Consider the following 12,996-nt stretch of genomic DNA (forward strand, 5'->3'; position numbering starts at 1 on the left):
CTCTAAGCCGGCAGAACACTCTTCCGGGCATGTTCCAAGGCTTGTAGAACCAGATCCCGTGGCGGCTTATCGATGCTTCCATCCTCCATCATGCTCTGGCAGAGGGAACGTGCAGCATGGATCTGAGCGTCGGCCAAGGCATAAACCTCATCCCGGGATAGGGGCAGCCGCGCCACTTCGTCCTGTATGGCCTGCATCGCCACATCCGCTGCCACATGGGCAAAAAGCCCTGACTCATCCATGCGGGGAATGATGCTGTCAGTTGAGATACCGCGCGCGGCGGCAAAATCAGCCAGGGAATGGGCCGCCCGGATCGCCATCGCGTCTGTGATCTTGCTTGCACGCACGAGCAGAGAGCCTTTCAGGATGCCGGGAAAGCCGCAGGAATTGTTGATCTGGTTGGCAAAATCGCCCCGTCCGGTGGCCACGATGAAGGCCCCGGCGGCTTTGGCCTCATGGGGATAGATCTCCGGGACCGGATTGGCACAGGCGAAAACGATCGAGCGGGCCGCCATGCGCCTGATCCAATCTGGTTTCACGGTGCGCGGTCCAGGCGTGGAAAGCGAGATTAAAACATCCGCCCCCTCAATTGCCTCTTCCATTGTCTGCATCCGCCCCGGATTGCTGATCCGCGCGAGCTCCCATTGCCTGAATTTATCAGGGTTCCGGGCCAGGTCTTCGCGTCCCGCATGGAGTCCGCCCTTGCTGTCGAACATGATCAATTTGTCCGGATCGAGCCCGCTCTGGAGCAGGAAACTGGCGATCGTGGTATTGGAAGCTCCAGCTCCAAAGAGCACCGCGCGGATCTCTCCGATCTTCTTTCCAGCCAGCTGCAAAGCGTTGATCAAGCCGGCCAAAGTCACGCAGGCCGTGCCTTGGGCGTCGTCGTGCCAGACCGGGATGGCGCAGGACTGGCGCAGTTCATCCAAAACCCGGTAACAGTTAGGTTGGGAAATATCCTCCAGATTGACCGCGCCCACGCTGGGCTCCAGCATTTTCACGAAGTCGATCAGTTTGGCCGGATCCGGCTTGCCGTCCGGACCGCGGTCGTTGACGCAAAGCGCGATGGCGTCCAGCCCGGCCAGATACTTCATCAGCATCGCCTTGCCTTCCATGACCCCCATTCCGCCGGCCACGCCGCAGTCTCCATCGCCCAAAACCCTTGTGCTGTCTGAGACCACGGCCACGAGGTTGCCCCGGTTGCTCAGCTCAAAGGATGCGTCCTGGTCGTCGCGGATGGTGGTGGAAACGCTGGATACGCCTGGAGTGTACCACACATTGAACCAATTGAAATCCCAGATCCCAGCCTTGGGCAGGGTCTGCATCTTGCCCCGGTAGTGGCGGTGCATCAGTTCGGAGAGCTTTTTCAGAAACGCGGTCTGAGCCTCCGCCCGCTGCCCGGGAGGGAAATTCGCGGCAAAATATTCTCTCAGATTGGCCAGGTCACTGCGCAGTTCATCCATTTAATAATCCTGTTCTTTTTTGGAAAAACCAGTTTTGTAATAGGGTGATTGTTGTCAATCTACTTTACGCGAGGTGGGGCAAATTTAGGATGGACTGGGCTTACAGGTATTCTTAAAATCATTCTTATCAGTACCTTAAGAGCCAATTGCGTGTTTTTCCCTTCCTGTCCCAAGCGCCCTTCGCCTCCTCATACGATGCACTATTATATTCATTTGATCACAGATAACTATATTTTCGCCATGCATTTATCCCTTGCCCTCTCTTGATCAATACGGTGTCAATACGGACTCATTACGGACAAAGTCCGTAATGAGTCCGTATTGACACCGTATTGATAAGGGGGGCCATGGCATAAAGTTCTGTGGATCTGCGGCAGGCAAAACGTCCGGAAGCCTTGATCCAAGAGGCCTAACGCCGTGTTCATCCCGATCAGGAAAGAAGGGTGTCAGTAGGAAAATCCGGTGCCAGGCTCTCCCCCGGTTGAGATCAGAGGCGAAAAAAGTCTTGACAGCAAAGCATTTGCAACAAACAAGCGTTTGGAGAGAAGGACTTGAAAATGAAGATATGCATCGTGAGCAACTCCCACCACACGACCGACGTGCGCCTGTATTACAAAATGGCGCGCAGCCTGGCCAAGCAGGGCGAGGTGCATCTGATCTGCGCGAGCGGGGTGCGCAACGACGCGGTCAATCCCTATCAGGTGGTCGTGGACACGGAATCAAGTTGGTACGCGCTGTTCCTGCTCTATCAGAAAGCCCGGAAGATCAAACCGGACGTGGTGATCTGCGTGGAACCGCTGACCATGTTTGTGGGCTTGGCGCTGCGCCGGAAACTGGGCACAAAGGTGATCTTCGACGTGCATGAGTTCTTTGCCGACGCCTTTTCTGAGCGAAGCCGGCCACCTTTCAGCTGGCTGCTCAAGACCCTCTATCTGGGATTCGAGCGCTGGCTGGAGCGGCGTTCCGACGCCACCATCGCGGTATCCGACGAGATCCTGGACCAGCTTGTCCCTTCCCGTCTGCGGGATAGGGCCGTCACCATCCCCAATTATCCCGTCAAAAACGTCTGGGACTATTCCTGCGAGACGCCGGCAGACCTCAGCACCATATGCAGCCTGAATTTCGACCTCATCTACATCGGCGGGATCACTCCCGACCGCGGCGTGTTCAAGGTCCTGCGCAGCGTGAGCCTGCTCAAGCGCGAATTTCCCAGCCTGAACGTCCTGATCCTGGGCAAGTTCTTTTCGGATGAGGTCAAGCGGGAATTCGACACCCTGATCAACACCCTGAGCCTCAATGCCATCGTCTATTACCAGAATTGGATCCCGGCCGAAAAGATCGGGCTGTTGCTCAAGCGAAGCCGGGTGGGGCTCTGGATCTTCAATCCGCTGAACCGCAGGATGCGCAAGGCCGTTCCGCTCAAAGTTCTGGAATACCTTGCCGCCGGCTTGCCCGTGATTTCGATCAATACGCCCCTGATGCGAGATCTGGTGGAGAAAAACCGGGTCGGCCTCTGTTGCGAATTCCAGCCGGCCGCGATCGCCAATGCCGCAGGCGAACTTTTACGCTTGAAGCCAAGCGAATATCAGGAAATGAGCCGGCGCGCCCGAGATCTGATCGAAAACAACTACAACTGGGAAGCGATCGAGCCCCGCCTCTTCAGCGTAGTCAAACAGCTTGTCCCATAATAAGATGCGCATCCTCTATATCAGCTATTTCTATCCCCCTTTGGGTGGCCCGGCAGTCCTGCGCAACGTCAAGACGGTCAAATACCTGGCCCGGATGGGCATCGAATGCGACGTGATCACGCTCCGGGATTTGGAATACCTCTACCGAGACGCATCCCTGCTGGGCGAATGCGCCGAAAAACGGATCTTCCGCACCGCCTCGCTGGATCCCATGGCTCTGGTCAAAAGAGCCCGGACCGGCGGAGCAAAGAAGGTTTCCGGCCTGTACATGAACACCCCGGAACACATCAAGCTGTGGGTGCGACGCCTTTATCCGATCGACGACAAGATCGGCTGGAACCCATATCTGGTGAGGGCTGGCCGGAAAGCGCTGGCCACCGCGGATTACGATTTCATCTACGTATCCCTGGGGCCTTTCTCCTCCGCGCTCGGAGCTTACAAGCTTTCCCGGGCAAGCGGGATTCCCCTGGTGGTCGATCTGCGCGATTACTGGAACCTACTGACGGATTACGAACTGCAGGTCTCAGCCCTCCACCGCAGGTTCTCAAGGCATTGGGAGGCAAAGATCTATCGCCACGCGAGCCTGATCGTCACCGCAACCCGGGGAATCGGGACAGATGCCGCGGCCGCCTTTGGCAAAGACCTGGCAGACAAGATGATAACCGTCTACAACGGTTGGGATGCCGGGGATTATCAGGACCTTCCAGAAGTTGAGAAACCTGATGAATTTACCCTGGCCTATTTTGGCAACATCTACGCGCGCCGGAGCTTGAAGCATTTTTACGCGGCCGTAAAGCGCCTCCGCGAAGAAAATTTGCTGCCAGCAAACACCCGCATCCGGCTCTATGGCAACTTTTTCCGGGAAACCCGGGCTGAGATATCCACCAGCGGGATTGACGGCATGATCGAGATAGTTCCCCAGCTTGAGCATAAAGAGGCCCTGGCCCGGATGCAGGCCTCCGACGTCCTTCTGCTCGTGATAAACAGCAGTTCGCCGCGCGGGACGCTGACTTCCAAAGTATTTGAATACCTGCGCGCCGGAAAGCCCATCCTGGCGATGGTCCCGGATCACAAAGAAGCCGCGGAGCTGCTGCGCGCCCACGGCCAGGACTTCATCTGCGCCATGGAATCCGCGGAAAGCATCTATGATTGCCTGAAACGCCTGCTTATTTCAGGGCAAAAGGAATATTCGATCCCGCTGGAACTGGAACGGGAAAAGCAGATCGAAGCCTTGGCCAGGCGGCTGAAGTCGCTGGTGTAAAGCTTTTCTGAATAAAGGTTTAACTGCCCAAGATCCCCAGCAGCACACCCGCCGCCACGGCTGAACCCACCACTCCGGCTACGTTTGGGGCCATGGCGTGCATCAATAGAAAGTTTGTGGGATCGTATTTCTGGCCCACCATCTGGGAAACCCTGGCGCTGGCCGGAACCGCGGATACACCGGCGTTTCCGATCAGGGGATTGATCTTGTCCTTCACAAACAGGTTCATCAGTTTGGCGAACAGCACGCCCATGGCGGTGGCGACCGCGAAGGCAAAGGCTCCCAGGAAAAAGATCCCCAGGGCACGGGGGGTTAGAAATACGTCCGCAGTGGTTTTGGCGCCAACCGTGAAGCCCACCAGCACGGTCACGATATCGATCAAAGCCGTGCGGGCCGTGGAAGCAAGGCGCTCAGTGACCCCGCATTCCTTGAGCAGATTGCCCAGAAAGAGCATGGCCAGCAGCACCACGCCGCCCGGGGCGATCATGGCAGTCACCATAAAGGCAACGATCGGAAAGAATATCTTTTCCTTCTTGGTCACCTGGCGGGGCGGTTTCATCCGGATCACTCGTTCTTTGGGAGTTGTGAGCAGTTTCATGATGGGGGGCTGGATCACCGGCACCAGAGCCATGTAGGAATAGGCTGCCAGAGCGATCGGCCCGATCAGGTGGGGGGCCAGTTTGGAGGAGAGGAAAATGGATGTGGGTCCGTCCGCTCCGCCGATGATGCCGATGGAACCGGCCTCCAGAACATTAAAGCCCAGAAGCAGCGCTCCGATGAAGGTTCCGAAGATTCCCACCTGGGCCGCGGCGCCCAGCAGGATCAGCTTGGGATTGGCGATCAGGGTGGAAAAATCCGTCATCGCCCCGATCCCCAGAAAGATCAGCGCGGGATAAACACCCTTGTTTACACCGAAATAGAGATAGCTGAGCACCGAACCTTCGCTCACGACGCCCAGGCCCTGTTGCAGCATGCCGGGGATGTTTCCCACCACGATGCCGAAGCCGATGGGAACCAATAAAAGAGGCTCAAACTGCTTGGAGATGGCCAGCCAGATGAAGACGATGCCGGCCGCGATCATCAGGATGTTGCCCCAGCTGAAGTTCACGAAGCCCGTGGTATTGAGGATCTGGAACAGTTCGTCCACTTTCTATGCCTCCAGTTCGACCAGGGGATCGCCTTCCTGCACGGAATCGCCTTTCTGCACATGGATCTGTTTGACCTTGCCGGCCAGGGAACTATGGATCTCGGATTCCATCTTCATCGCTTCCAGAATGAGCAGGACCTGCTGCTCGCTGATCGTCTCGCCGGGACGGACCTTGAGTTCGATGATCGTGCCGGGCAGCGGGGCGCGGATGATACCGTCCCGCGTCTTTGTTTCCGCCGGGGCCGGGGAAGCCTGCTGGCGCGCGGGTTTGGCGACCTGTTTGGCGCTGATCTCGACCCCTTCCAGGGTCATCAGCAGGTCGCCTTCCTGCACCGGAGCGTGCTCTTTCACGTGGATGCTGCCGATCACGCAATCAACCGGGGCGGCGATCTCGGATTCCATCTTCATCGCCTCCAAAACCAGGATGGTCTGGCCCTTTTTCACCGCGTCACCTTCCTGCACCCGTAGTGAGGAAATCACACCCGGCAGCGGCGCGCGGATCTCTCCGGTATCGGCGGAAAAACCGCTGGAAAAAGCCGCGGCCAAAGGCACTGCCTTTTCCTGCTGGGGCAGAACGGGGATCTGGGACTGGGTGTCGTCCTCGATCTGGATCAGGTAGTCGGTGCCGTTGATGTTGATCTTGGCATGGTCGGACGAGTATTCAAGTACCTGGGCCTCATATCTTTGCCCGCCGATGATCAGTTTATAGGTTTTCATTGTCCTATCTCCTTGTGCGCAGGATGTCCCGGTTCGGCATGTTGAGGACCGCGCTGCTGCGCCATTGGTCGGAATGCGCGCGCCGGAAAGTGAGCAACAGCCTGCGCTGGTCTTCGATGCTCTGTTTGTGGAGGTGCAGGGCGGCTATGAGCGCGGCGATCACGTCGCTGTTCATGTCATGTGGCTGGGCGATGACATTGCCTTTGGCGTCCAGGACCAAATTCCGGTCTGCCTGTTTGGGTTTTCTGTTCAGGTGGCGCAACTGGCTGATGACCAATGCCGTGATCGCCAGGGCGGAAAACACCATCAGAACGCCCACGGCGGTGATGGAAAGCCCGAAGCCGATCCGGTTCTCATTGAAGGTTTCCTCAAACTCGACCATGTCCAGGGTTGTCTTTCCCAAGGCTTGCAGGGAATGGTTGTCGTAACTCTTGTCCGTGGTTTCTATGCCCGCGAACTGGCGCAGTTTCTTGATCGGCAGTTGTTTCTGGGCCGCGAGCTCATCCAGGGTGCTGAGTTCGGTGAAGCCGTAGATGCTGTATTGCTGTGCCAGCAAGGCTCGATAGGGCGAGATCCCCAGCTTGCGCAGGCTCATTTTGTCCAGCACTTCGTTTTCCGGCTCGATCTCCAGATAGCTTTTCCACTGGGCAATGTTGGCGATCTGCAGCTTCGCGGCAACGTCTTCCAGTTTGTCCGTGTCCCGGAATCCGTATTCGCTGTAGATCTCCTGCTCGCGGAATTGCAGCAGGCTGTCGGACATGGCCTGGATCTGCAGTTGCAGGTCCTCGATGGTAGGTGGGGGAGTGTCATCCACCTGCGCGAAGAGGAAGGCAGCGCCAAGCAGGGCCAGGATCAGGAGGGAAATGGTTTTGGGCATCGCGATCTCTCCTAAAGCGGTATGTTCCCGTGCTTGCGGGGAGGAATGGTGTCCTTTTTGTTGGCCAGCATTTCCAGGGCCCGGATCAGCCGGAAACGGGTGCGCGAAGGTTCGATGATGTCGTCGATGTAGCCGCGTTCGGCCGCCACGTAGGGATTGGAAAACTTCTCGCGGTATTCCTCCTCCCGCTCCAGCAGGGTCTGCTTGGGATCATCGGAACTCTGGGCATCCTTGCGGAAGATCACTTCCACCGCGCCTTTGGGGCCCATGACCGCGATCTCGGCAGATGGCCAGGCATAGACGATATCCGCGCGCATGTGCCGGCTGTTCATCACGCAATAGGCGCCGCCATACGCCTTGCGCAGGATGACAGTGATCTTGGGAACAGTGGCTTCGGCAAAGGCGTAGAGCATCTTGGCGCCGTTGCGGATTATTCCGTTGTGTTCCTGATTGGTGCCGGGCAGGAAGCCGGGAACGTCCTCCAGCACGATCAGCGGGATGTTGAAGGCGTCGCAGAAGCGGACAAATCTGGCGGCCTTGATCGAAGCGTCGATATCCAATACCCCGGCCAGGACCTTGGGCTGGTTTGCCACTATGCCAACGGGAAAGCCGTTCATGCGGGCAAAGCCGACCACGATGTTCTGGGCATAGTTCATCATCACCTGAAGGAATTCCCGGTCATCGACGATCTCCTGGATCACGTCCAGGATATCGTAAGGTTTGTTCGGATTTTCTGGAATGAGGTCGTCTAAAAGGTCGCAGGAGCGGTTTATCGGATCGTGGGTGGGGTTATAGGGCGGATCCTCCATGTTGTTGGAAGGCAGGTAGCTGAGCAGCTTTTTGATCAGCAGCAGGGTCTCTTCCTCGCTGTTGGTGATGAAATGCGCCACGCCGCTTTTGCTGCTGTGCACCCCCGCGCCGCCGAGGTCGGCCGTGCTGACGGTCTCGTTCAGGACGGTCTTGACCACCTTGGGGCCGGTGACGAACATATAGCTGTTGTGCTTTTCCATCAGGATGAAGTCCGTGATGGCCGGAGAATAGACCGCTCCGCCAGCGCAGGGACCCAGAATCGCGGATATTTGGGGGATCACGCCGCTGGCCATCACGTTGCGCCAAAAGATCTCAGCGTAGCCGGCCAAAGCGTCCACCCCTTCCTGGATGCGGGCTCCGCCGCTGTCATTGAGTCCGATCACGGGGCAGCCGTTCTTCATGGCCATGTCCATGATCTTGCAGATCTTTTCCGCGTAGGTCTTGGAAAGCGAGCCGCCGAACACCGTGAAATCCTGAGCAAAAATGTAGACCAGGCGTTCATTGATGGTGGCGCTGCCGGTCACGACGCCGTCTCCGGCGAAGACCTGTTCCTCCATGCCGAAATCAGTACAGCGGTGGGTGACGAAGAGGTCGAATTCCTCAAAACTGTCCGGATCGACGAGCAGGGCGATCCTCTCCCGGGCGGTCAGTTTGCCCTTGTCATGCTGTTCCTGGACGCGTTTTAAGCCTCCGCCCAAAGTGGCATTATCGCGCATTTCCCGCAGCCTGTAAAGCTGTTTTGATGGTGCCATCGCTTGTTCCTCAATGCTTTGTGAATATTGTTTTTAAGTCCAGAAGATTACAGCTTCAGCATGGCTGTCAATCCTCGGATGCCAATTTATTCAAGGGCCTGATTTCGTAAAGCCAAATTCCGGCCGGAAGGTCATTTCGCTTATTGGGAGAGCAGGATCTTCAGGTTCCTGCGCTGTCCCGAAGCGCGCAGTTCGATCAGATAGATCCCCGCCGCAACCTTTCGGCCCAGATCGTCGCGACCGTTCCAAACGGCCTGATGCGTACCCCGGAAATAGGCCCCCGTCGCGATATTGCGCACTTTCTGGCCCCTGAGATTGTAGACGTCGAGGCTCAGCGGGGTCTTGTCCGCCGGCAGGCTGAAATTGATCTCCGCGCTTTGCTGGAAAGGGTTGGGATGGCAGCTCAGAGCCAGGGCCGGACCGGGAATTGGCTGATCAGACAAGGCCAGGGGAGGATAAAATTCCGGCAGAAACTGGTTCAGGAAAGCCCGGACCTCATCCTGGAGCATGAAATAGAGCGGAAAGCCAAGCAGGGCCAGGGTTCCGGTATGCTCCACCCGGATTGCCAGAGGCTCGTTGTCATTCACGCCGCCGTTGAGGATCTCGGCCCGGTACAGCGGGTCCGGCGCGCCCAAAAACACATAGCTCATGGGCAGCATGCCGTTCCAGGCCGTTGCCAGTTTGGCAGGGTCGGGATGCAGATTTGGATATGCAGCAGACTGGGCTGAGACCAGAACCGCGGAATTGTTCAGCACGGGCGTGATCCCGGGCAGGAATTTGTTCAGGAAAGCCGTGTCGAACTGGCTGGGGTACTTCCAGCCCGAGATAAGCAGCTTTCCGCCGCTCAGGACATAGCTTCCCAGCATGTTCAGATGGTTGATCAGCTGCATGTCCGAAAAGTCGTCGCAGTGCCAGAGCACGAGCGGATGGTGGCTCAAGTGGTTGATGGACAGCCCGGGCTGTTCATCGACATCCCACTGCGTATAGTTAATATCCTGCAGCACATAATCATAGAACGCGTCCACCTCGGCGTCGGTGGGCGAAATATTGGCCCCGTTGCCGTGCCGGGTCTCGTCCACCACCAAAAAGCCCTGGTCAAAGGGAAAATCTATCGGTTCGGCCAGCATCGCGTTGGAGGGCAGCGAATGGAAGTCTTCCGTGTCCACGGCCACCACATAATATTCATAACTGTTTCCATTGGTGACAGTTAGGTCTGTATAGGCCAATCCCAGGACGGGGTTGTCCGTGATCCGGATGAAAGCCCCGGAGGGTAGCTCGCGCCGGTAAACATGGTAGCCATTCAGGTCGATGCCGGCCCCAAACTCGCTCCAGGTGAGGTCCACAGCCTGATTGTAGGCCAGGCAGGTTTCCAGCAGCATCGCGTTTTGGCTGAAGGAGCGGGTCAGAACCCAATGGTTGGGATCGATCCTGATGCCGCTCATGTCATCCGAAAGCCCTATGGGAAAGTAGTTTACGAAGCCACCTGGAGTCGCGCGGATAACCACCGAATCCGCCACCGCCGAGCCCGGAACGCTGATGGGAACGTCGATATCGAACCAGGTCGCGGTGGGACTGGTAGTCGTGCCGATGATCTTGCCCAGGCCAGAATCGTTGTGCAGCACGGTGAAAGTGGCGTTGGGTATGCCCGGGGAATAGATCCATTGCTGGAAGAATTGGGTCAGGTCCAATCCGCCGGCCTGTTCCGCCAGGTCGATGAATTCCGCCGTGTTGATGTTGGTGCCGGGATAGGTGGTCAGGATGGACTGGATGAACTGGAAGAAGGCCGCGTTGCCGAGCTTGAGGCGCAGCATGTGCAGGACGGAAGCGGATTTTTCATAGGTGGGCGGGGCGAACATCATGTTGTATTCAGGGTCAAAGATGGTTTGGGGCCCGTTGTTGTTCTCCCAGGAGATGTAATACTGCTGGATATTGTCGCGCAGGTAGTCGCAGCCGGCTTCCCAGCCCTCGTGATGCGCTTCCCAGAGAAACTCGGAATAGGTGGCAAAACTCTCCTTGAGCCAGACTTCGCGCATGGTGATGGGAGTCACGTAATTGCCATACCATTGATGTGCAAGTTCATGCGCCACAATCGATTCATACTGCTGGTTGCCGGTCAGGTAGGCGGCGCCGAAGGTGGTCATGGTCTGGTGTTCCATCGCCGCGTAGGTGGTCATGGGAACCACCATGTGGCCGTATTTCTGGAAGGGATAGGGGCCGAAAATGTCGCTGAAAAAGGCGATCATGGCCGGAACGTTGGCAAAGTCCGTCTGGGCGTTGTTTAGCTGCCCGGACGTCACGAAATTCTGGACCGGCAGAGCGCCCGCCTGCTGGGCAAACTCGATATAGGGCCCGGCGGCGAAGCCCATCACGTAGGTCGCCACGTTGGAATTGCAGGTCCAGTGGTGCGTGCGGGTGCCGTCGCCATTGTCCGTTATGGCGTAGCGGACCCCGTTTGCCGCCACCAGCCAGTCCTCGCGCACGGTGATGTGCCAATCCACCCAGGCTTTCTTCCAGGGATGGTCATAGCTCGGCCACCAATAGCGCCCGGCGTCCGGGTTGGATAGCGTGTAGATGAAATTGGGGGTGAAGATCATGCCGATGTTGTAGGGCGCCGGACTGCGGCTCGGCACACCGGAATAGTGGACCGTGGTGGTGAAGATGCCTTGCGAGACAGAGAGCGGAATGTGGATGATCCCGTCCTGATGCGTGAAAGCGCTGGCGACGCCATCCACGAGGACGCTGTTCACGCTCAGGGAATCGCCCTCCAGTTCATAGTCGATGCCGGTAAGATTCTGTTGGGCATAGACATACGCAGTCACGCTGCCCTGGATGAACTGCGTCTGGTCGTTGATCGCCAGGTTGATGACATACTTGGAGATCAAGAACCCGGTCATCGAGTCAGCTCGCACGATCTCCTGAGTGCTGGGTTCCAGGCTCCAGAAGGGCTGGGTCGCCTCCAAGCTGGCCACTCCCACCATCATTAATAAACCCAAAATCCAAACTGTCAAACGTCTGTTCATCGCTTTCCTCCTCCGGGAGATCCCGGCGGTGTTTTTTTCCTTATTCCATGCTCCCCCACCCTCCTCCTTTTGTCAAACAATTTTATCGGCTGGCCCGTCTGACCCGCTCACAGCACAGCCATTTATAGATTTAAAGCCTTGTATCCCATCACTTTCCCCATCCCGCCCTCCCTTGACGGTGTTAATCACTTGTCTATCCACTGTCTATCACTTGTCTATAATAGACAAGTGATAGACAGTGGATAGACAAGTGATAGGCAGGGTGAAAAGAGGGCGGAACAAAATCATTGACCGGATAACGCGGGCGGAAATAATGCCATCGTTAAAGAATTTGAGCGAGGTAAACAGATGCTATTGGCAAACTTACTGGATCCCAAGACCATCCATATCGAACCGCGCGTGCTGGGCAGGGAGCAGGTGTATCAGGACATCATCGACCGCATCTGCCAGCAGAAGCATTATGCCAGCCCCCTCTGCGGCAAGCCGCTGCTGCCCGCGATAGCGGACCGGGAAAAGGAATCTTCCATGGCCTATCCTTCCGGGATCGCGATCCCCCACGTGCGCATCGAAGGGCTGGAGGACACTATCATTGGCATCACCTTTTTGCAGAATCCGATCGACTACGAGGGCGTCGAGGTGAACTGGGTGGCCCTGATCTTCACGGACAAATCATCCTCCAAGCTATATCTGAACGTTGTTTCCGCTTTGCTGAAGCTTTCCCTGGATAGCGAGGCCATGACCCAACTCCGCTCCCAAAGCGACGGGTACGGGGTGGTCAATTACCTGCGCAAGAGCAACATAGAGGTGGGCAAAGACATCTGCATCGCGGACATCATGGTCGTGGACCCCATCTGCGTTTCGCCGGACGCGCCGCTGAGTGTTTTGGACAGCCTGATGAACGAACACAAGATCTCCATGATCCCGGTTGTGAATGACCATAAGCACTATCTGGGTGAGGTCAACATCCTGGATGTGCTCAAAGTGGGAGTACCGCATTATGTGATGATGATCGACGATCTGGCCTTCCTGCGTTCCTACGAGCCTCTGGAAAGCCTCTTTGAACAGGAGGACAGAATCCTGGTGCGCGAGGTCATGCGCCGCGATGCCAAAACCCTTTCCCCCGGGGCCTCGATCATCGAAGCGGTGTATTACATGATCCAGAAACGGCAGCGCTATTTCTGCGTTGTGGAAGGAAAAACCCTGGTTGGTGTCCTCACCGCCATGGACGTATTCAGAAAGGTGATCAAAGCTTGAGCCAGAC

General features: G+C 57.0%; 9 protein-coding genes. 3 read left to right on the forward strand and 6 right to left on the reverse strand.

What is annotated here, in order from left to right; genetic code table 11:
• Window positions 1-2: 2 nt before the first annotated feature.
• Window positions 3-1,463, reverse strand: coding sequence for an NADP-dependent malic enzyme (locus tag K0B87_00080; protein MBW6513142.1), 1,461 nt, complete (start codon window positions 1,461-1,463; stop codon window positions 3-5).
• A 557-nt stretch (window positions 1,464-2,020) separates the two neighbouring features.
• Here K0B87_00080 and K0B87_00085 point away from each other — a divergent pair.
• Window positions 2,021-3,151: a glycosyltransferase family 4 protein gene (locus K0B87_00085; protein ID MBW6513143.1), complete on the forward strand. Its 1,131-nt coding sequence runs from the start codon at window positions 2,021-2,023 to the stop codon at window positions 3,149-3,151.
• Window positions 3,152-3,155: 4 nt separating this feature from the next.
• The gene (locus K0B87_00090; GenBank protein ID MBW6513144.1) at window positions 3,156-4,412 is read left to right on the forward strand and encodes a glycosyltransferase; all 1,257 of its coding nucleotides are present in this window, start codon (window positions 3,156-3,158) and stop codon (window positions 4,410-4,412) included.
• A 19-nt stretch (window positions 4,413-4,431) separates the two neighbouring features.
• Here K0B87_00090 and K0B87_00095 read toward each other — a convergent pair whose 3' ends face one another.
• The 5 genes from K0B87_00095 to K0B87_00115 all read right to left on the reverse strand — a co-directional run bounded on the left by K0B87_00095 (window position 4,432) and on the right by K0B87_00115 (window position 11,735).
• Window positions 4,432-5,493 carry a sodium ion-translocating decarboxylase subunit beta gene (locus tag K0B87_00095; GenBank protein ID MBW6513145.1) on the reverse strand — a complete coding sequence of 354 codons (1,062 nt, stop codon included), beginning with the start codon at window positions 5,491-5,493 and terminating at the stop codon, window positions 4,432-4,434.
• 69 nt (window positions 5,494-5,562) lie between these two features.
• Window positions 5,563-6,276, reverse strand: a complete 714-nt coding sequence (locus K0B87_00100) for a biotin/lipoyl-binding protein (GenBank protein MBW6513146.1) — start codon at window positions 6,274-6,276, stop codon at window positions 5,563-5,565.
• Window positions 6,277-6,280: 4 nt separating this feature from the next.
• The gene (locus tag K0B87_00105) at window positions 6,281-7,153 is read right to left on the reverse strand and encodes an OadG family protein (GenBank protein MBW6513147.1); all 873 of its coding nucleotides are present in this window, start codon (window positions 7,151-7,153) and stop codon (window positions 6,281-6,283) included.
• An 11-nt stretch (window positions 7,154-7,164) separates the two neighbouring features.
• Window positions 7,165-8,715 (reverse strand): acyl-CoA carboxylase subunit beta, encoded by a 1,551-nt coding sequence (locus tag K0B87_00110; GenBank protein MBW6513148.1) that lies wholly within the window; start codon window positions 8,713-8,715, stop codon window positions 7,165-7,167.
• 140 nt (window positions 8,716-8,855) lie between these two features.
• Entirely contained in the window at window positions 8,856-11,735 is a 2,880-nt protein-coding gene (locus tag K0B87_00115; GenBank protein MBW6513149.1) for a glutamyl aminopeptidase, read from the reverse strand.
• Window positions 11,736-12,083: 348 nt separating this feature from the next.
• Here K0B87_00115 and K0B87_00120 point away from each other — a divergent pair, with 348 nt between their 5' ends.
• Window positions 12,084-12,989, forward strand: coding sequence for a PTS sugar transporter subunit IIA (locus K0B87_00120; GenBank protein ID MBW6513150.1), 906 nt, complete (start codon window positions 12,084-12,086; stop codon window positions 12,987-12,989).
• Window positions 12,990-12,996: the final 7 nt, after the last annotated feature.

Source organism: Candidatus Syntrophosphaera sp., from assembly GCA_019429425.1.
Taxonomy (GTDB): domain Bacteria; phylum Cloacimonadota; class Cloacimonadia; order Cloacimonadales; family Cloacimonadaceae; genus Syntrophosphaera.

What these genes read in the sequence shown, in the direction of transcription:
- K0B87_00095 (MBW6513145.1), bottom strand. Translation starts at nt 5,493, where the DNA reads ATGATCGCGGCCGGCATCGTCTTCATCTGGCTGGCCATCTCCAAGCAG.
- K0B87_00115 (MBW6513149.1), bottom strand. Translation starts at nt 11,735, where the DNA reads ATGAACAGACGTTTGACAGTTTGGATTTTGGGTTTATTAATGATGGTG.
- K0B87_00100 (MBW6513146.1), bottom strand. Translation starts at nt 6,276, where the DNA reads ATGAAAACCTATAAACTGATCATCGGCGGGCAAAGATATGAGGCCCAG.
- K0B87_00080 (MBW6513142.1), bottom strand. Translation starts at nt 1,463, where the DNA reads ATGGATGAACTGCGCAGTGACCTGGCCAATCTGAGAGAATATTTTGCC.
- K0B87_00110 (MBW6513148.1), bottom strand. Translation starts at nt 8,715, where the DNA reads ATGGCACCATCAAAACAGCTTTACAGGCTGCGGGAAATGCGCGATAAT.
- K0B87_00085 (MBW6513143.1), top strand. Translation starts at nt 2,021, where the DNA reads ATGAAGATATGCATCGTGAGCAACTCCCACCACACGACCGACGTGCGC.
- K0B87_00090 (MBW6513144.1), top strand. Translation starts at nt 3,156, where the DNA reads ATGCGCATCCTCTATATCAGCTATTTCTATCCCCCTTTGGGTGGCCCG.
- K0B87_00105 (MBW6513147.1), bottom strand. Translation starts at nt 7,153, where the DNA reads ATGCCCAAAACCATTTCCCTCCTGATCCTGGCCCTGCTTGGCGCTGCC.
- K0B87_00120 (MBW6513150.1), top strand. Translation starts at nt 12,084, where the DNA reads ATGCTATTGGCAAACTTACTGGATCCCAAGACCATCCATATCGAACCG.